The sequence below is a fragment of the Youhaiella tibetensis genome (genome assembly GCF_008000755.1).
In the GTDB taxonomy this organism is placed as follows: domain Bacteria; phylum Pseudomonadota; class Alphaproteobacteria; order Rhizobiales; family Devosiaceae; genus Paradevosia; species Paradevosia tibetensis.
Map to the genome: position 1 here is coordinate 3,097,028 of NZ_CP041690.1, position 19,159 is coordinate 3,116,186.

At 64.9% G+C, this 19,159-nt stretch carries 13 protein-coding genes; 3 read left to right on the forward strand and 10 right to left on the reverse strand.

Going from position 1 to position 19,159, the window contains the following annotated elements; all coding sequences use genetic code 11:
- Positions 1-132 precede the first annotated feature (132 nt).
- The 9 genes from FNA67_RS15190 to FNA67_RS15230 form a co-directional block, all read right to left on the reverse strand.
- On the reverse strand, positions 133-873 hold the full coding sequence (locus FNA67_RS15190) for a metallophosphoesterase (RefSeq protein WP_147656696.1): 741 nt from the start codon (positions 871-873) through the stop codon (positions 133-135).
- Between the two features lie 36 nt (positions 874-909).
- On the reverse strand, positions 910-2,931 hold the full coding sequence (gene glgX, locus FNA67_RS15195) for a glycogen debranching protein GlgX (RefSeq protein ID WP_147656705.1): 2,022 nt from the start codon (positions 2,929-2,931) through the stop codon (positions 910-912).
- Between the two features lie 22 nt (positions 2,932-2,953).
- A complete protein-coding gene (locus FNA67_RS15200) occupies positions 2,954-4,585 on the reverse strand; it encodes an alpha-D-glucose phosphate-specific phosphoglucomutase (RefSeq protein WP_147656707.1) in 1,632 nt (543 codons plus the stop codon).
- Complete coding sequence (gene glgA, locus FNA67_RS15205; RefSeq protein WP_174851705.1) at positions 4,566-6,026, reverse strand: glycogen synthase GlgA; 1,461 nt, start codon at positions 6,024-6,026, stop codon at positions 4,566-4,568. Before glgA ends, FNA67_RS15200 begins: the two co-directional genes overlap by 20 nt.
- A complete protein-coding gene (glgC, locus tag FNA67_RS15210; RefSeq protein WP_049705963.1) occupies positions 6,026-7,297 on the reverse strand; it encodes a glucose-1-phosphate adenylyltransferase in 1,272 nt (423 codons plus the stop codon). The genes glgA and glgC overlap by 1 nt, the downstream gene beginning before the upstream one ends.
- A 25-nt stretch (positions 7,298-7,322) precedes the next feature.
- On the reverse strand, positions 7,323-9,518 hold the full coding sequence (glgB, locus tag FNA67_RS15215; protein ID WP_049705964.1) for a 1,4-alpha-glucan branching protein GlgB: 2,196 nt from the start codon (positions 9,516-9,518) through the stop codon (positions 7,323-7,325).
- Positions 9,519-9,521: 3 nt separating this feature from the next.
- The gene (locus FNA67_RS15220; protein WP_049705965.1) at positions 9,522-12,008 is read right to left on the reverse strand and encodes a glycogen/starch/alpha-glucan phosphorylase; all 2,487 of its coding nucleotides are present in this window, start codon (positions 12,006-12,008) and stop codon (positions 9,522-9,524) included.
- Positions 12,009-12,121: 113 nt separating this feature from the next.
- Positions 12,122-13,966: a monovalent cation:proton antiporter-2 (CPA2) family protein gene (locus tag FNA67_RS15225; RefSeq protein WP_244616360.1), complete on the reverse strand. Its 1,845-nt coding sequence runs from the start codon at positions 13,964-13,966 to the stop codon at positions 12,122-12,124.
- 67 nt (positions 13,967-14,033) lie between these two features.
- A complete protein-coding gene (locus FNA67_RS15230; RefSeq protein ID WP_170267329.1) occupies positions 14,034-15,302 on the reverse strand; it encodes an AI-2E family transporter in 1,269 nt (422 codons plus the stop codon).
- Positions 15,303-15,451: 149 nt separating this feature from the next.
- Here FNA67_RS15230 and FNA67_RS15235 point away from each other — a divergent pair, with 149 nt between their 5' ends.
- Together FNA67_RS15235 and FNA67_RS15240 are read left to right on the forward strand one after the other, a co-directional pair.
- On the forward strand, positions 15,452-16,393 hold the full coding sequence (locus FNA67_RS15235) for a nucleoside hydrolase (protein WP_147656713.1): 942 nt from the start codon (positions 15,452-15,454) through the stop codon (positions 16,391-16,393).
- A gap of 106 nt (positions 16,394-16,499) precedes the next feature.
- Positions 16,500-17,114, forward strand: a complete 615-nt coding sequence (locus FNA67_RS15240; RefSeq protein ID WP_147656714.1) for a LysE family translocator — start codon at positions 16,500-16,502, stop codon at positions 17,112-17,114.
- Here the strand turns inward: FNA67_RS15240 and FNA67_RS15245 are convergent.
- Positions 17,111-18,508, reverse strand: a complete 1,398-nt coding sequence (locus FNA67_RS15245) for a phosphomannomutase (RefSeq protein WP_147656715.1) — start codon at positions 18,506-18,508, stop codon at positions 17,111-17,113. The two genes, FNA67_RS15240 and FNA67_RS15245, sit on opposite strands and share 4 nt — an antisense overlap.
- A gap of 81 nt (positions 18,509-18,589) precedes the next feature.
- On the opposite strand from FNA67_RS15245, the gene FNA67_RS15250 reads away from it, so the two are divergent.
- Positions 18,590-19,153, forward strand: coding sequence for a DNA-3-methyladenine glycosylase (locus FNA67_RS15250; RefSeq protein WP_174851680.1), 564 nt, complete (start codon positions 18,590-18,592; stop codon positions 19,151-19,153).
- Positions 19,154-19,159 lie beyond the last annotated feature (6 nt).

Consider the following 19,159-nt stretch of genomic DNA (forward strand, 5'->3'; position numbering starts at 1 on the left):
TTGTGGCATTTCCGTCGCAAAAAGCGGTTTTGCTTCACGGAGTTGTGAGGGAAGTGGGCTCCCCGCTCCGCTCCGCGCGGAGGCGCTGACGCTCTCTTGGCCGCAGCTGCGGCTCGGAAACAATTCAGCGAACTAGATCGCCAGCGAAACGACGTGGCTCACCAGCCCGTCTTCGTTGAAGGCATGGACCATGAGGCCGGGCGGATCGACCGTCGCGGGCTCGCCCCGGCCGTCGATCACCAGCGGATTAACCTGGGTCAGGGAGGGGCACATCAGGGCGGGGACCGCCCCGATCCTGCTGAACATGGGCCGGTGGCCATGACCGCAGACCACGGCCGCCACGGGATCGGTGGCCTCGGCCAGCACCCTGGCGAACCCATCCGCGTTACGGCACATGTGCTTGTCGAAGGCGCTCATGCCGGTCGGGAACGCGTTCTGGTGCATCATGATGAGGGTCGGCGCGGTATCGCCCGCCGTCAGTTGCTCTGCCAGCCAGTCGAGGTGCGGACCAGCGTCGCCGTGAATCGCCCCCGGCACCGTGACGTCGAGGCCGATCAGCCGGACGCCTTCCTCGAACTCGTGGGTGAAGTTCATCGGCCCCTCGTCGGGCCAGTAGTCATGCTCGGGGAACGCCTTGCGCATCGCCTCGCGGTCATCGGCATTGCCCGGCAGCATGTAGATGGGCACGCGAAGCCCGGCGAAGGCCGCCTTGACCAGCTCGTATCCGCGCTCATGCGGCTTGTTGGCAATGTCCCCGCTCAGCAGCAACGCGTCGGGCCTCAGGCCACCCACCCAGAGCATCGCCCGGTCGAGCATGACCAGCGAGGCCGCGCCTTGCGATGCATGGATGTCGCTGATCTGCGCAATCAACATGAGCGTCGTCCAAGCTGACGATACGCCCGAACCCTCTCACTCCTTGGGCGCAGTGTCTACGGGTTCTTCCTGGGGCCGCATCAGCACCACTACCGAACGCGGCGGCAAAGTGGTGCTACCCGGATCGAGCGGGACTTCGGCCTGATCGTCCGAAACCAGCCCGATCACCCACTCCCCCTCCGGGAGCTGCGCCTCCACGGCCTCCGCCTGCCGGTTGAACCACACGATGAGTTCGTCGCCCGAAATGTTGAGATGCATCCCGAGCACCGAGGCTCCCGCGGCATTCCAGTCGCCTTCGTTCATCTCTCGGCCTTCCGGATGCAGCCACACCACGTCGCGCACGCCATGGCGCTCCTGGCCGCTGAGGAAATGATCGTGTGTGAGGGCCGGATGCGCCTTCCTGAAATTGTGGAGCGCCGCCACATAGTCGACCAGCACCCCGTCGGCATGCTCGAAATCGAGCCAGGTGATCTCGTTGTCCTGCGCATAGGCATTGTTGTTGCCCTGCTGGGAACGGCCCAGTTCGTCGCCCTGCTGGAGCAGCATCGTGCCGCGCGACATGAAAAGCGTCGCCAGCAGTGCGCGCACGTCGCGCTTGCGCGCTGCAATCACCTCTTCGTCGTCCGTCGGGCCCTCCACGCCATTGTTCCAGGACGAGTTGTTGTTGTGCCCGTCCCGGTTGTCTTCCCCGTTCGCCTCGTTGTGCTTGTCCGAGTAGGAGACGAGGTCGGCCAGCGTGAAGCCGTCGTGCACGGCCAGGAAGTTGACGCCCGCCGAAGGCTTGCGGCCCGCGAAGTCGAAGATCTCGGCGGAGCCGGACACCTTGCCCGCCAGCGCCCCGATCTTGCCGTCGTCGCCACGCCAGAAACTGCGCACGTCGTCACGGTAGGTATCGTTCCACTCGCGGAATTCCTTGCCGAACTGCCCGAGCTGATAGCCACCCGGGCCCGGATCCCAGGGCTCGGCCACGAGGATGGCTTTGGAGAGCACCGGATCGGCCTTGATCATTTCGAGCATCGGCGCATTGGGGTTGAAACCCGGCTCGCGCCCGAGCACCGGCGCCAGATCGAACCGGAAGCCGGAGACGCCGCCCACCTCGATCCAGTAGCGCAGGCTTTCGATGACCAGGCGCTGAGTGGCCGGATGATCGCACCGCAACGTGTTGCCGGTGCCGGTATCGTTGACGAGGTGCTGCTGGCCGTCTGCTTCGACGAACCGGTAATAGCTGCGGGCATCCAGCCCCTTGAGGCTGAGCACCGGTCCCTGGTCGTCGCCCTCGCCGGTGTGGTTGTAGACCACGTCCAGGATCACCGAGATGCCGTTCTTCCGGTAAAGATCGGTCATGTTCCGCAATTCCTGGATGCCGCGCGGCGTCAGGCGCGGATCGGGAGCGAAATAGGCGACCGGATTATACCCCCAGGCGTTGGTGAGCCCCAGGATCGGCAGGTGGCCATCATCGATGAACGCCGCGATCGGCATCAGTTCGACCGTATCGACGCCCAGGTAGTGCAGGTGATCGATGATGTGGTGGGTCGTCAGCCCCGCCACGGTCCCGCGAAGCGCGCCCTGCACGCTCGGGTGGCGCATGGTGTAGCCGCGCACGTTGAGCTCATAGAAGAGGCTAGGATGCTTGCGCCGGGGCGAGGCAGGCTCGGCGATCTTGCCCGCCACGATCGCCTTGGGCACCAATGGCGCCGTATCGACCGCGTCCTCGCGAGGCAACCGCAGGCGCGGGCTGCGCACGAACGGACGATCGAGCCGCCTCGCATAAGGGTCCACCAGCAGCTTGTTGGGATCGAAGAAATAGGCCTGCGCCGGCTCGTAGGGGCCATCGGCCCGGAAACCGTACTTGGCGCCTGGGCCGATCCCGGCGATCAGGCCGAAATGGATATTGTCCTTGTGTCCGTCGAGTTCGAACCGCTCGATCTCCTTGTCCAGCTCGTCATAGAGCGAGACGTAGAGGGCCGAGGCCGTCTCCGAATAGACAGCGAAATTGACGCCCTCGGCGGTGACGGTCGCTCCGAGCTGCTCGGAGCTGCCGCCATTGGGTACCAGCATGGGCTTCACGTCAGTCAAAACCTCAGGTGATGACGTCCGGCGCCTGCCGGCCCGTGCGTTCCTTGATTCCTGCGAGCTGCTCGGAGAGAGCGATGAGAGGTTCGAGAGCGGCTTGGGTATCGAGCTCGTGCTGTCCATCGGCCGGTTCATATCGTTCGACATAGAGCCGCAACGTTGCCCCGACCGTTCCGGTTCCACTCAGCCGCAGCACGATGCGCGAGCCGTCCTCCAAGCCGACACGGATGCCCTGGCGCGCACTCACCGAACCATCGATCGGGTCGGTATAGGAGAAGTCGTCGGCATAAGAAACCTTGAGGTTGCCGAATGACTTTCCCGCCAGATCCGGCAACTGTGCGCGCAGGTCATCGACGAGCTTGTTGGCGATGGCGCTGTCGACCTCCTCGTAGTCGTGGCGCGTATAGTAGTTGCGCCCATAGGTCGCCCAGTGCTCGCGCACGATCTGGTCCACGCTCTGCTTGCGCGCCGCGATGATGTTGAGCCACAGCAGCACCGCCCACAGCCCATCCTTCTCGCGCACGTGGTTGGAGCCCGTTCCCGCGCTCTCCTCGCCGCAGATCGTCACGCGACCGGCATCGAGCAGGTTGCCGAAAAACTTCCAGCCCGTCGGCGTCTCGTGCATCTCGATGCCGAGTTTCTCGGCAACGCGATCAGCTGCCGCGCTCGTCGGCATCGACCGCGCGATGCCGGCGATGCCCGCCGCATAGCCAGGAGCCAGCGGCGCGTTGGCCGCCAGGATCGCCAGCGAATCCGAAGGCGTCACGAACCGGTTCTTGCCGATGATGAGATTGCGGTCTCCGTCCCCGTCCGAGGCCGCGCCGAAATCGGGGCCGTCCGGCGACATCAGCAGGTCATAGAGATCCTTGGCATAGACCAGGTTCGGGTCCGGATGCCCGCCACCGAAATCGGGCGACGGCACGCCGTTGATCACCGTACCCGCCGGTGCCCCCAGCATCCCCTCGATAATCCTGTGGGCATAGGGGCCGGTGACTGCGTGCATGGCATCGAACCGCATGCGGAACCCGCTCTTGAAGAGCGTCGAGATGGCATCAAAATCGAAGAGCGTTTCCATCAGCGCCGCGTAGTCGGTGACCGGATCGACCACCTCAACCGCCATCTCGCCCGAGGACTGCGTGCCGATGCGGCTCAGGTCGACATCCGGCACGTCCGCAATGCGGTAGGCGCCGATGACCTTGGAGCGTTCGAACACCGCCTCGGTGATCGCCTCGGGTGCCGGGCCGCCATTGGAAATATTGTATTTGATGCCGAAGTCGCCATCCGGTCCGCCCGGATTGTGGCTGGCCGAAAGCACGAGCCCCCCGAAGGCCTTGTTGTGTCGGATCATGTGGGAAGCCGCCGGGGTGGAGAGCAGGCCTCCCTGCCCGACCAGCACCTTGCCGAACCCGTTCGCCGCCGCGATCTTGATCGCCTTCTGGATGGCGACGTCGTTGTAGAAGCGCCCATCCCCGCCGATCACCAGCGTCTTGCCCTGGCGATCCTCGAGCACATCGAAGATCGACTGGATGTAGTTCTCGACATAGTTGGCCTGCTGCCACACGGTCACCCGCTTGCGCAGGCCCGAGGTGCCCGGCTTCTGGTCCGAATAGGGCTTGGTCTCAATCGTCCTGATTGTCATCGCGTCTCACCCCGATCAGATCAGCATAAAGGTCGGCATAGCGCTCCGCGCTCGCTGCCCAGGAAACGTCCGATTTCATTCCCCGGCGCTGAATCTTGCGCCAGGTCTTCTCATCGGCAAACGTCATGGTCGCCTTGCGGATGGCTTCGTAGAGCGCGTGCGCGTTGTCCGCATCGTGCTTGAAGCCCGTAGCGACCCCCGCCAGCAGCGCGGCAGGATTGGCATCGATCACCGTATCGGCCAGCCCGCCGATCCGGCTCACCACCGGCACGCAGCCATAACGCAGGCCGTAAAGCTGCGTCAGCCCGCATGGCTCGAACCGTGAGGGAATGAGAATGGCGTCGGCCCCGGCCTGCATGAGGTGCGAAAGCGGCTCGTCATAACCCGTGATGAGCCCAACCTTGCCGGGATGACGCGCCGTCGCGTGGCGGAACCCGTCTTCCAGATGCGGTTCACCCGAGCCGAGCACGCAAAGCCGCCCACCCAGGGCCACGAGTCCATCCACCACCTGGATGAGCAGGTCCATGCCCTTCTGTCCGGTGAGGCGGCTGATGACGCAGAACAGCGGACCATCCTCGCCGTCGAGACCAAAACGCTCGATGAGCGCCTGCTTGTTGACGCGCCGCTGGTGCACAGTCGCGGCAGTGTAGTTCTGGCTCAACGCCGGATCCGTCGCCGGATCCCAGACATCGGTATCGATGCCGTTGAGAATGCCATAGACCGAATCCGCCCGGCCGTTGAGCAGCCCTTCCAGCCCCATGCCGAAGGCAGGGGTGCGGATTTCGTCAGCGTAGTTGGGGCTTACCGTGGTCACCGCATCGGCGCATTCGAGCCCCGATTTGAGAAAGCTCACCCCGCCGTAATACTCCACCCCGCTTACGCCATAGGCATGAGCGGGCAGCCGCAACTGCGGGAAGATGTCGGGCCCGAACGAGCCCTTGAAGGCGATATTGTGGACCGTCATCACCGTCTTGATCCGGTCCGAGGGGCCGAACTTGACATAAGCCGGAGCCAGCCCCGCCTGCCAGTCGTGGCAATGCAGCACCTGCGGGCGGTAGCCTTCGACGAGGCCCAGGGCCAATTCGCTCGCAATCCAGCTCAGTCCTGCGAAACGTTTCCAGTTGTCCGGCCAGTCCCAGCCATCCGGCCCCATATAGGGGTTCCCCGGACGATCGTAGAGATGGGCCGCCTCGATCGCGATGACGTCGAGACCGCCCGCGCGGCCCGCGAGCAACCGGGCCGGTCCACCCCAGAGGTCATCGACCGCCGCGACCTGCCGCCCGCTGGTGAGTTTTTCGAGCACCGACGGGTATCCGGGCACCAGTGTCCGCATGGTGACGCCGCGCGGCGCCAGGGCCGCGGGCAAGGCGCCAGCGACGTCTGCCAACCCACCCGTCTTGATCAGCGGATAGGCCTCCGAGGCAACCGATAGGACTTCGATCATCGTCCCGCCAGGTACTTGTCGATCATGGGCTGGGTGATCAGCGTAACCCCCTCTTCGGTGCGCCTGAACCAGCGCGCATCGAATTCGGGATCCTCGCCCACCACCAATCCGTCCGGTATCTGCACGCCACGGTCGATCACCACCTTGCGCAACCGGGCGCCGCGCCCGATCTGGCAATAGGGCAGCACCACCGCCTCGTTGAGCTCGGAATAGGAGTGCACGCGCGCACCTGTCGACAGCAGCGTGCGATGCAGCATGCCACCCGAGACGATGCAGTCGCCCGAAACCAGCGAGGACACCGCCGAGCCGCGCCGCCCGTCCACGTCGTGGACGAACTTGGCCGGCGGAGTGATCTCCGCATAGGTCCAGATCGGCCAGTCCCGGTCGTAAAGATCGAGCTGGGGCACGACGTCCGTCAGGTCGATATTGGCCTTCCAGTATGCGTCCACCGTCCCCACGTCGCGCCAATAGGCCACATCCTCCTTGGAGGAGCGCACGCAGGAGCGCGTGAACCGGTGGGCCCAGGCCGTGCCGTTCTTGACGATGTAGGGAATGATGTCCTTGCCAAAGTCGCGGCTCGAGCCCTCGGTGGCAGCGTCACGGCGCAATTGCTCCATCAGGAACCGCGTCTCGAAGACATAGATGCCCATCGAGGCCAGCGCCGTATCGGGCTTGTCCGGAATACCTGGCGGGTCCTTCGGCTTTTCGACGAAATTGATCACCCGGTCGCGCCCGTCCACGGCCATCACGCCAAAGCCCGTGGCTTCCATGCGCGGCACTTCCAGGCACCCGATGGTCACGTCCGCGCCCGTATCCACGTGCTGGCGGAGCATGATTTCATAGTCCATCTTGTAGATATGGTCGCCCGCCAGCACCACGATGTAGCGCGCGCCATAATCCTCGATGATGTCCATGTTCTGATAGACCGCATCGGCCGTGCCCGCATACCACATGTCTTCCGACACGCGCTGGCTCGCGGGCAGCACGTCGAAGCTCTCGTTACGCTCGGGCCGCAGGAAGTTCCAGCCGCGTGAGAGATGCCGGATCAGGCTATGCGCCTGGTACTGCGTGGCCACCGATATGCGGCGGATACCCGAGTTGAGGGCATTGGAGAGCGCGAAGTCGATGATGCGCGACTTGCCCCCGAAATACACGGCCGGCTTGGCGCGCCGGTCCGTCAGTTCCATCAGCCGGGTGCCGCGTCCCCCGGCCAGTACATAGGCCATTGCCTCGCGCGCCAGAGGCGATGGAGTCCGATAGTCTGCCATATCTCAAGCCCTCCCGACGCCCGGATTACTCCGGGTCGTATTTCAAGATCAGTGTTGCCAGGGGCGGAAGGTAGAGCGTGGCCGTCGCCGGCCATCCTTCGCCCGCATTCTCACGCGCAATGACCGCACCCTGGTTGCCCTTGTTGGACCCGCCATACCAGCCGGCATCGGTGTTGACCCGTTCGACCCACCGTCCGGCCTGCGGCATGGGCAGGCTATAATTGTCACGTGGCACTGGCGTGAAGTTCGAGATCACCACCACCGGATCGGACCCCGGCGCCCGCCTGACCCAGGCGAATACCGAGTTATGGTGATCGTTTCCGATGATCCACTCGAACCCTTCCGGCTCGCAATCGCGCGCGTGCAGGGCCGGCAGTTCGCGATAGGCGGCGTTGAGGTCCCCTACCAGGCGCCGAACCCCCTCGTGCATGCCCGCATCGAGCAGCCACCAGTCGAGCGCCTTGCCTTCGTCCCACTCGTCGCGCTGGGCGAATTCCTGGCCCATGAACAGCAGCTTCTTGCCCGGGTGTCCCCACATGTAGGCGTAATAGGCCCGCAGGTTGGCGAACTGCTGCCAGTCGTCGCCCGGCATCTTGTTGATGAGCGAGCCCTTCCCGTGCACCACCTCGTCATGGCTGAGCGGCAGTACGAAGTTCTCCGAGAACGCGTAGATCAGCCCGAACGTCATGTCGTTGTGGTGATACTTGCGATAGATCGCCTCGCGGCTCATGTAACGCAGGGTGTCGTTCATGAACCCCATGTTCCACTTGAACCCGAAGCCGAGCCCGCCCGTGTGCACCGGCTGGCTGACCCCTGGCCACGCCGTGGATTCCTCCGCGATCATGAACGTGCCCGGATGGAGCCGGTAGGCCTCCTTGTTCACCCGCTTGATGAACTCGATGGCCTCCAGGTTCTCGTTGCCACCATGCTTGTTTGGCACCCACTCGCCCGCATTGCGCGAGTAATCGAGATAGAGCATGGAAGCCACTGCATCCACGCGCAGCCCGTCGATGTGGAAATATTCGAGCCAGTAGAGCGCATTGTTGACCAGGAAGCTCACCACTTCCTTGCGCCCGAAATTGTAGATCGCCGTGTTCCAGTCCGGGTGGTAGCCCTTGCGCGGATCGAGATGCTCGTAAAGCGCCGTGCCATCGAACCGCGCCAACCCATGCTCGTCGGTCGGGAAGTGTGCGGGCACCCAGTCCAGGATCACGCCTAGCCCCGCCTCATGGGCGGCATTGACCAGCCGTGCGAACCCCGCCGGGTCGCCGAAACGCGAAGTCGGCGCATAGAGCCCCGTCGGTTGATAGCCCCAGGACGGATCGAACGGATGCTCGCTGATGGGCAGCATCTCGATATGGGTGTAACCCAGGTCCGCGACATAAGGCACCAACTGCTCGGCGAGCTGGTCGTAGGTCAGGAACCCACCGTCCGGCCGGCGGCGCCACGAGCCCAGATGCACCTCGTAGATGGACATCGGCTCGCGCCGCCAGTCCTTCTTGCGGCGCTCTTCCATGTAGTCGCCGTCGGACCAGACGAAGGGCGTCGGGTCGGGCACCACAGAGGCCGTCTTGGGCCGCAATTCCGATTGTCGGGCGAACGGATCGGCCTTGAGCGGCACCAGTTCCCCGTCCTTGCCGACGATCTCGTATTTGTAGAGCGTGCCCGTCCCCAGCACCGGGATGAACACTTCCCAGATGCCTGTATCGAACCGGCAGCGCATTGGGTTGCGGCGGCCGTCCCAGTCGTTGAACGGCCCCACCACGCTCACGCGCCGGGCGTTCGGAGCCCACACCGCGAAATGCGTGCCGTGGATGCCCTCGAATTCCATCTCGTGCGCGCCGAGCTTGTCGAAGAGCCGCAGGTGGCTGCCCTCGCCGATGTAGTAGTCGTCCATCGGACCGAGTACGGGGCCGAAGCTGTAGGGATCGTAGACGTCCCACTCCCCGCCGGTATTGGCAGCGCGGTAGCGGATGGGGCTGCGCTTGTCGACGTCGACCTTGCCCTCGAAGAACCCGGCCGGATGGCGCGGTGCCAGCACTCCGAGGTCGCGCCCGTCGAGCGTGAACGCTGAGACCGTCTCGGCATGGGGAATGAAGGCGCGCAGCACCCAGTCCTGCCCGATCTGCTGGAGTCCTAGTACTCCAAACGGATCACTATGGGTGCCATTGACGACCGCTTCGACGTCCTTCGGGTCCGCCTGCCAACTCGCCTTTGCCACGCGTTACTCGCCCCCACTTACCGGCACGCTCCAGATGTCCTCGGCATATTGCCGAATGGTCCGGTCCGACGAACTCCATCCCATATTGGCGGTGTTTCGTATCGCCATGGAATACCATTTGTTTGGGTTATTCCAGAGGTTATCGATCTTGCGCTGCGTGGCGGCATAGGCATCGAAGTCCCGCGCCACGAAGAACCAGTCGTGATCGTAGAGCCCGCCGATGAGATCGCGATAACGGTTGCGGTCGTCCGGCGAGAAGAGCCCCGAGGAGATCGATTCCAGCGCCTCCTTGAGGCGCGGTGAATTGTCGATCGAGGCGCGCGGCACTTCGCTGCGCGCGCGCTTCTCGGCCACCTGTTCTGCGGTCAGTCCGAAGATGAAGATATTCTCGTCCCCCACATTGTCGCGCATCTCGATATTGGCGCCGTCGAGCGTCCCGACGGTCAAGGCGCCGTTGAGCCCGAACTTCATGTTGCCGGTCCCCGACGCCTCCATGCCGGCAGTCGAAATCTGCTCTGACAGGTCCGCCGCCGGAATGATCGTCTCGGCCAACGACACATTGTAGTTGGGCAGGAACACCACCTTGAGCAGGCCCCGCACGGACGGATCGTTGTTGATGACCTTGGATACGTCGTTGATAAGCTTGATGATCAGCTTGGCGTTCCAGTAGCCCGGCGCCGCCTTGCCTGCGAATACCTTTACGCGCGGGACCCAGTTTCGTTCCGGATGGGCGCGAATTTCGTCGTAAAGCGCCACCGCCTCGATGATGTTGAGCAGCTGCCGCTTGTATTCGTGGATGCGCTTGATCTGCACGTCGAACAGCGCATCGGGCGACACCACGATGTTCATGCGCTCACGGATGAGATCGGCCAGCGCCGCCTTGTTGGCACGCTTGATGGCCGCGAACTGCTGCTGGAAGTTCGGATCCTCCGCATGCGCCTCGAGCGCCTTGAGCAGCATTACATCGTCCTGGAAATCCGGGCCGATCCTGTCGGTGATGAGCCGGGTGAGGCCGGGATTGCACTCGAGCAGCCAGCGGCGCGGCGTGATCCCGTTGGTCTTGTTGTTGATCCGGTCCGGGTAGAGCCGGTGGAGGTCCTTGAAGACCGTCTTCTTCATGAGCTCGGTGTGGAGCGCGGAGACGCCGTTGATGGAATGAGAGCCCACGAAGGCCAGCTGCCCCATGCGCACCCGCCGCCCGCCATTCTCGTCGATCAGGGAAATGGCGGCGACCTGCGTGTCGTTGAACCCGGCGCGCGTGCGCGCGTCGGCCAGCACTTCGGCATTGATCGAGTAGATGATCTGCATGTGCCGCGGCAGCAGCCGCTCGAGCAACGCCACCGGCCAGGTCTCGAGCGCCTCGGGCAGCAGCGTGTGGTTGGTGTAGCCGAAGACGCCCCTGCAGATGGTCCATGCCGCCGCGAACTTCATTCCGTGCAGGTCCATCAGGATGCGCATCAGTTCTGCCACCGAGATGGCCGGGTGCGTATCGTTGAGCTGCACTGCGACCTTGTCGGGGAGCGAACCCAGGTCTCCGTATTGCTGCAGATGCCGGCGTACGATGTCCTGCAGCGAAGCCGAGGAGAAGAAGAATTCCTGGCGCAGGCGCAGCTCCTGCCCTGCCGGGGTTGCGTCGGCGGGATAGAGCACGCGCGTGATCGCCTCGGCCTTGGCGCTTTCCTCGAGCGCGCCGATATGGTCGCCCGAATTGAACCGGTCGAGCAGGATCGGGTCGATCGGCTGCGAGCTCCACAGGCGCAGCGTATTCACCCGCGCCCCGCGCCAGCCCACCATCGGAGTATCGAAGGCCACCGCCAGCACGTGGTCGGACGGGCGCCATTCCTGCCGCACCGTGCCGTCGGGCTCGGTGATCGGTTCGACATGCCCGCCGAACCCGATTTCGTACGAGCTCTCGCGTCGCTCGAATTCCCAGGGATTGCCGTGCGCCAGCCATTCTTCGGGCAGTTCGACCTGCCAGCCCTCGCTCATTTCCTGGCGGAAGAGGCCGTGCACGTATCGGATACCGTACCCGTAGGCCGGGATCTTGAGCGTCGCCATCGATTCCATGAAGCACGCCGCCAGCCGACCGAGGCCGCCATTGCCCAGCGCCGCATCCGGCTCCAGGTTCACCAGCATCCCCACGTCGACATCGAGCGATTTGAGCGCGTCCTGCACCTGCTCCATGATGCCGATATTGCTCATGGCATCGCGCATCAGGCGCCCGATCAGGAACTCGAGGCTGAGGTAATAGACCCGCTTCTTGCCCGTGCGCCAGGTATCGCGCGAGGACTCCATCCACTGGTCCATGATCCGGTCACGGACCGTCAGGACCGTGGCCGTCAGCCAGTCGTGCGGGCGCGCAACTGCTGGATCCTTGCCGACCGAATAGGTCAGCCTTTCCAGGATTTCCTGGCGAAGCGTCTCAACCGAAGAAGTGCGCGGTTCGGGACGAGGGGCATTGGAGTCGATGACGAGTGGCTGTTCGGCCATTCCTCTTATCCATGTTCATAGCGATGTTCCCCTCTATGCACACTCTGGCATGCAATCGATGCAGATGAAAAGCCCGGAAATCGGTCGAGCCTCCTACCCCTTCGCGCCCCGCGCTAAACCTGCTCGCGATCTCCCGTTTCCGCCTCGTCCGGACCGGTGGTCGAAACGCCGCCTTCGCGGGCCTGCTCTTCGGCATTGCTGATCAGCAGGTCACGGCCGGCGGTGATGCCGCCGCCCATCTGCTGGAGCTCGAAGCGCTTGGCATCGCGGCCGCGCACGCCGGCGATCACCTCGGCGGCCTCATCGGCAGTGGCCCCCAGCGCCTGGGCGACGCGTGAACCGAACGTCAGGGCGGATTCGAAGGTCTCGCGGATCTGGTACTCGACGCCCGTATTGAGCAGTTCGATAGCATGCCCGCGATCGAAGGCGCGCGCGTAGACCCGCGCCAGCGGGAACTCGTCGCGCAGCAGTTCGGCAATGCGCGTGGCCGATTCCTTCTTGTCCACGCAGATCATGATCACGTCGGCCGTGCCGGCTCCCGCGGCCCTCAGGATATCGAGGCGCGTGCCGTCGCCGTAATAGACCTTGAACCGCAACTGCGAGGCGGCCCGGATCATGTCGGTGTCGTTGTCGATGATCGAGACCCGGTGCTTGAGCACCAGCAGCGGCTGCGTGGCGATCTGCCCGAAGCGCCCGAAGCCGATCACCAGTACCTGGCCGTGCAGGCCATCGGGGATCTGCTCCACTCCCTCCATAGACTGCTGCCGCTTGGGCATGAGATAGCGCAGCGCGATGAGCGAGAAGGGTGTGAGCACCATCGAGAGGATCACGGTGGCGGTGAAAATATTGTTGGTCGGCCCCGAAATCAGGCCCGCCGATGCCGCCGTGGTATAGAGCACGAACGCGAACTCACCGCCCTGCGCCATCATTACGGAGCGTTCGAGGGCCTCCGCATGGCCGCTCTTGGTGATGCGGGCCACCAGGTAGATGACCGCTCCCTTCACCAGCATGAACGCCACCACGCTCAGCGCAATGATCTGCCAGTTCGAGATCACCACCGAAACATCGAGCGCCATGCCGACGGCGAGGAAAAAGAGGCCTAGCAGCAGCCCGCGGAAAGGCTCGACATCCGCCTCGAGCTGGTGCTTGAAGCTCGAGGTCGAAAGCAGCACGCCGGCCAGGAACGCGCCCATGGCCATCGAAAGCCCGCCCATTTCCATGACCACCGCCGCGCCGAGGACGACGAGAAGCGCGGCGCCGGTCATCACCTCGCGCGCCTTGGCATCGGCCAGGAACTTGAACACCGGGTTGAGGATCCATCGTCCCACGGCAACCAGTCCGATCACGGTGCCCAGCGCCACTCCGATGCCGATGAAGCGCGACATGAAATCTCCGCCCTCCCCCGTAGGAGCGATGATGGCGACGATGGCAAGCAGCGGCACGATGGCGAGATCTTCGAGCAATAGGATCGAAACGATCTTCTGGCCCGGCTCGGTCGCCAGTTCGCCCCGCTCCTCGAGCACCTGCATGACGATCGCCGTCGATGTCAGAACGAAACCCATGCCGAAGACGAAAGCCACAGCCGGCCCGAAGCCGAGCAATATCCCGACCACGGTCAGGATCGCTCCGCACGCGAGAACCTGCAGCACTCCGAGCCCGAAGATCTGCTTGCGCAGTGCCCAGAGCCTTTGCGGCTCCATTTCGAGCCCGATGATGAACAGGAACAGCACTACGCCTAGTTCGGCTGCGTGCAGGATCGCCTGCGGGTCGCTGACGATCTTGAGGCCGAACGGCCCAACCACCAGGCCCGCCGCCAGGTAACCCAGGACCGAGCCCAGGCCCAGTCGCCTGAATACCGGCACAGCGATGACGCCCGCCGCGAGCAGGATCACGACCTGTACCAGATCGATGCCGCCATGCGCCGCCAGTTCGGCAGCGTGTTCAGTTGCGCTTTCCATTGAGAATCCGGGCTGTGTGCTATCGAGGGGAAACGATAGTCGTGATCCGCGGGCAGCCCGTCAAGCGTCACCCTGCCGCGGGCGCCGCGCTGCTGCCACCCTTGCTCCTGCGGCGCGTGGGTTTTTCTGGCGCCGGCTCGGCCGGCGGCGCCTCTTCGGGAAGCTTGGCTTCCTCGGCGCGCCGCTCCGACTCTTCCTCCTCGCGCCGCTTGGCGGCGATTTCCTCGGCGGCCTCGCGCACGACGCGCGCCCGCACCCGCGCCGGTATCGGCGCTTCCTCGTCTACGCCCCTGGGCAAGACGTGCTCGAGGAACGACGTCAGCATCAGGAGCGAGGGTACGGCGACAAGCCCGCCAACGGGACCCCATACCCAGATCCAGAAGCCGATCGAGAGAAAGACGAGGAAAGGATTGAGCGTCAGCGTCCGCCCCAGAATTTGCGGGGTGATCACCTGCCCTTCCGAAAAACTGATGACGAGGTAGAGCCCCACCGGCAGCAGCACATGCACCAGGTCCTGCTGGGTGCCCAGCGCCACCACGAACAGCACCGTCACCATCACTGCCTGGGCCACATAGGGAATGTAGTTGACCAGCGCCGCGAGCGCTCCCCACAGTACCGGCGAAGGCATGCCCGCCGCCCACATGGCCAGCGTCACCGCCACGCCCACGCAGAAGTTGATCACGGTCACCGAAAGCAGGAACCGCGAGACCTTGGTCTCGACATCCCGGAAGACATGCGCCGTCCGCCAGCGCATGCGGCGTGTCACGCATACCGAGAGCGCTGCCGCCCGAATCTGGTGACGTGTGGCGAGGAAGAAATAGAGGCTCACGAGGAACACCAGGATCTGCGCAAAGAGCGCGGGCGCCTGGAGGGCGATATCGGTAACCGGGTTGCCGCTGTCGACCGTCACCGACATCGTGGCCCCGCCCCCGACGATCTCGCGCACCTGGTTCTGAAGCGTCGCTATTGCCGAGAGCGGTTCGCGCAGCGCCATCGCCTCTCCGCGCAGCTTCTCCCAGATTGCCGGAATGCGCGCGACCCACTCGGAAAGCGGCACCGCAAAGAGCGTCATGCCCATGGCGAGCAGCACGATGAAGAGAATGACGACCATCCCCGCCGAAAGGCCCGGCGGCACGCCGACGCGCTCGAAGCGGTCGGCCAACGGGCCGAACATCAGCCCGATGGTGACGGCGATGAACACCGGCGCCAGCAGCACCTGTGCGGCATCGATCGCAACGAACGCCACCACGCACGCGATCAGCACGATGCCGAAGCGCGCAGCGTTATTGAGTATGCGTTCGAACTGCGAATTTTGCGGGCTGGTCCCCAGCGGCAATCGTTGCCCCAAACCGGTGTTCGCCAAAGCCGTGATCCTCCAAACCGTGACAACGGACAGCGCGTCCCTTCGTTCCAGCGCCCCAATCGACGGCGGTGCAAAGCCTCAGTATTGTCCGGGCCGGAATCGAAACGCTGCAAGGCAAAGCAATGAAAAAGAAGATCATCATCGACACCGATCCGGGCCAGGACGATGCGGTAGCCATCCTGCTGGCGCTGGCCTCCCCGGAGGAACTGGAGGTTCTCGGTGTCGTGGCCGTCGCCGGCAATGTCGGCCTTGCCAACAATTCGAGGAATGCCCTCAAGGTTGTCGAGCTTTCCGGCCGCACCGACATTCCGGTCTATGCCGGCTGTGCCCGCCCGCTGCGCCGTCCGCTCGTTACCGCCGAGCATGTCCATGGCGACACCGGCCTCAATGGCCCCGACCTGCCCGAGCCCGCGATCGCGCTCCAGGACCAGCACGGGGTGGATTTTATCATCGAAACACTCCTCGCCCATGAGCCGGGCACGGTCACCCTGTGCACCCTCGGGCCACTGACCAACATCGCCATGGCCCTCAACAAGGCGCCCCAGATCGCCTCGCGCATTGCCGAGATCGTCATGATGGGCGGCGCCTATTTCGAGGTCGGCAACATCACTCCGGCGGCCGAGTTCAATATCTATGTCGATCCCGAGGCCGCCGACGTCGTGATGCGCTGCGGCGCGCCCATCACCATCCTGCCGCTCGACGTCACCCACCAGGTCCAGTCCACCCGCCCGCGCATCGATGCGCTGCGGGCCCTGGGCAATCGCTCCGGCGCCGCGGTAGCGGATATGCTCACCTTTTCGGAGAGCTTCGATCTCGAGAAATACGGCTGGGAAGGCGCCCCGCTGCACGATCCGTGCGTTACCGCCTACCTGCTCAAGCCCGAACTCTTCGAGGGGCGCCTCTGCAACGTCACCATCGAGACGGCAAGCGAGCTGACGGTCGGCATGACGGTCGCCGACTACTGGCACGTCACAGACCGGCCGCGGAACGCCACTTTCATGCGCAATGGCGACGCCGAAGGCTTCTACGCCCTGCTGACCGAACGCCTCGCGCGCCTCCCCTGATCCACGCGCAAAATCCCGGCCTCCCTACCCCGCGGGAGGCCGGAATAGCCCTCTCGCCACCTCCGGCGAAATCCCCTATGTTCGCTCGCCTTCCGGAGCGCCCCACATGGACTTGTTCACCCTTCTCGCCTTCACCGCCGCCTATGCCGTTGCCGTGCTCGTACCAGGGCCGGGCGTTGCCGCCGTCGTGGCGAGAGCCCTGGGCGGCGGCTTCCGCGCGGCGTTCCCCATGGTGCTCGGCATTCTGGCCGGCGATCTCGTCTACCTGGTGTTCGCGGTCTTCGGCCTCGCCACGATCGCGCACTATTTCAACGCGGTCTTCGAGATCGTGCGCATCGCCGGCGCGCTCTACCTGCTCTACATCGCCTGGACGTTCTGGAACGCCAAGCCCGGCTCCGAGCAGATCGGGCCCCGCGCCGAGGAACACTGGGGCCGCACGTTCCTCTCCGGATTCTCGCTGACCCTAGGCAACCCCAAGACCATTGTCTTCTACCTCGCCCTGCTACCGACGGTCGTTCCGCTCGACCGCATGACCCCGCTGGCCTTCGCCGAGATCACGGCCATCGTCATCGTGGTTCTGCTGATCATCGGTTGCGGCTATGCCTTCCTGGCGGCCCGCGCCCGCGAGCTCTTCACCAGTTCCAAGGCCATCCGGCGCCTCAACAAGACGGCCGGCGTCATGATGGCGACCGCGGCCGGCCTCGTCGCCTTCCGGGCCTAGCGCACAACGCGCTCGGCCGCCGCAAGACCCCAGGCGAGCAGTTCGGCCGCGCGCTCGACCGATGCGGCTTCGGTGTAGCATCGTAGTTCGGGAGCATTGCCCGATGGCCGGTAGTGGACGACATCGCCGCCCTCGAGGGTGAAGCGCAGGCCGTCGACACTCGAAACGCCATCGACCCGCCCGAGTTCGGCGAAATAACCGGCCGCATCCGCGCCCAGGCGCTCCATGAGCAGCGCCGACCGCTCCGCCGGCACCTGTTCGAGCCGGTCGCTGCGCCCATGGCGCGGCGGCAATTGCGCCACGAGTTCGGAGAGCGACTTGCCTTCGGCGCGCATCGTTCCGAGCACCGCCAGGATCGGCAGCATGGCATCGCGCGTCGGCAACGCCGGCAGGCCGCGCGCGGTAGAACCGAGCAATACCCCGCCATTGGCCTCGAAGCCCACCACCACCGCGCCCTCCGCCGCCTCCTTCATGGCGGCGATCACGAACGGCGAGCCGACACGCGTCCGCACCACGTTTTCGAAATAGCCGGAAGCCTCGATGGCCGAGTTCGAGGTCACCGGCGTCACGACGACATCCGCCCCCAGGAATTTGGCTGTCAGCAGACCCACGAGGTCGCCGCCGACGAAATTGCCGCATTGATCGACCAGCAGCGGCCGGTCGGCGTCGCCATCGGTCGAAACGATCGCGTCGAGCACGAGGTCCGCCGTCCACACGCCGGCCCGGCGCGAATATTCCGGGCTCACGGCCTCGGTGTCGACAGGCACGAACACGTCGGACCGTCCGAGCTCCACCACATCCGCCCCGAAGGCGTGCAGCACCCGCACCAGAAGATCGCGGGCTACGGAAGAATGCTGGAACACGCCGATCCGCAGACCACGCAGCGCCCCGTTCGGCAGGAAGCTGCCATAGCGCCGCTCGTAGCGCGCCAGGGCCGAACTCTCGCCCGACCCGAGCGGGCGCACGTCGATCTCGCCACCGTCGACATGCGCCAGCGCCGCGATGATCCCCGCTTCGTCGGCCTTCTCGATCTCGCCGCTCGCCACATAGAACTTGAGCCCGTTCCGGTCCGCCGGAATATGGCTGCCCGTCACCATCACCGCCGGGGCGCCGAGCCGCTGGCTCTCCAGCGCCAGCGCCGGCGTCGGCAGTTCCCCGCAATCGACGGGCGTCAGGCCCGCATGCCGCGCCGCCGCAACCACGGCTCCGGCGATAGCCGGGCTCGAATCGCGCAGGTCGCGTCCCACGAGCAACGTGTCCCCCTCGGCCAGCGCGCCCTTGCCCTTTAGATAATCGACGAACGCCAGGGTGTACCGGACGCTCGCCGGCCCCACGAGATCCGTGACCAGCCCGCGCAGACCGCTCGTACCGAACTTGAGACTGTTGTCAGCCATGCAGCCAAAACCCTCGTTGCGCGCGAGCAGTGCCACGGCCATAACCTCCAAGGCAAGTCCGGGACCGATCGGGGAGTCGCTTTGGATAACCAGACCCTTCTGCAATTCTTCGACCGTGAAGCCGCGCTGGTCGCCCCTGACCTCTTGGGCGCTACCCTGCTCGTCGATGGCGTCGGCGGCCTCATCGTCGAGACCGAAGCCTATCACCCCGAGGACCCCGCCTCCCATTCCTACGGTGGCCCGACCCCGCGCAACGCCGCCATGTTCGGCCCGCCGGCGCGGGTCTATGTCTACCGCTCCTACGGCATTCACTGGTGCCTCAATTTCGTCTGCAGCCACGCCAGCGCCGTGCTGATCCGTGCCATCGAGCCGACGGCCGGCATCGCCATCATGCGCGAGCGCCGCGGCGTCGGGGATATCCGCCAGCTCTGCTCGGGGCCGGGCAAGCTCTGCGAGGCCATGGGCGTCACCCGCGATCTCGATGGGCATGGGCTCGCCGCGCCCCCGTTCACCTTCGCCCCCGGAACGGGCGCCGCCCGGATCGCCATCGGCCCGCGCATCGGCATCACCAAGGCAGTCGAAAAGCCCTGGCGCTTCGGCGTCGCCGGCTCGCCCTTTCTCAGCCGAAAGTTCGCCCGGGTTTGAAACGGC

What these genes read in the sequence shown, in the direction of transcription:
- FNA67_RS15240 (WP_147656714.1), top strand. Translation starts at nt 16,500, where the DNA reads ATGGACTTGTTCACCCTTCTCGCCTTCACCGCCGCCTATGCCGTTGCC.
- FNA67_RS15245 (WP_147656715.1), bottom strand. Translation starts at nt 18,508, where the DNA reads ATGGCTGACAACAGTCTCAAGTTCGGTACGAGCGGTCTGCGCGGGCTG.
- glgC (WP_049705963.1), bottom strand. Translation starts at nt 7,297, where the DNA reads ATGGCAGACTATCGGACTCCATCGCCTCTGGCGCGCGAGGCAATGGCC.
- glgX (WP_147656705.1), bottom strand. Translation starts at nt 2,931, where the DNA reads ATGCTGGTACCCAATGGCGGCAGCTCCGAGCAGCTCGGAGCGACCGTC.
- FNA67_RS15200 (WP_147656707.1), bottom strand. Translation starts at nt 4,585, where the DNA reads ATGACAATCAGGACGATTGAGACCAAGCCCTATTCGGACCAGAAGCCG.
- FNA67_RS15235 (WP_147656713.1), top strand. Translation starts at nt 15,452, where the DNA reads ATGAAAAAGAAGATCATCATCGACACCGATCCGGGCCAGGACGATGCG.
- FNA67_RS15225 (WP_244616360.1), bottom strand. Translation starts at nt 13,966, where the DNA reads ATGGAAAGCGCAACTGAACACGCTGCCGAACTGGCGGCGCATGGCGGC.
- FNA67_RS15190 (WP_147656696.1), bottom strand. Translation starts at nt 873, where the DNA reads ATGTTGATTGCGCAGATCAGCGACATCCATGCATCGCAAGGCGCGGCC.
- FNA67_RS15220 (WP_049705965.1), bottom strand. Translation starts at nt 12,008, where the DNA reads ATGGCCGAACAGCCACTCGTCATCGACTCCAATGCCCCTCGTCCCGAA.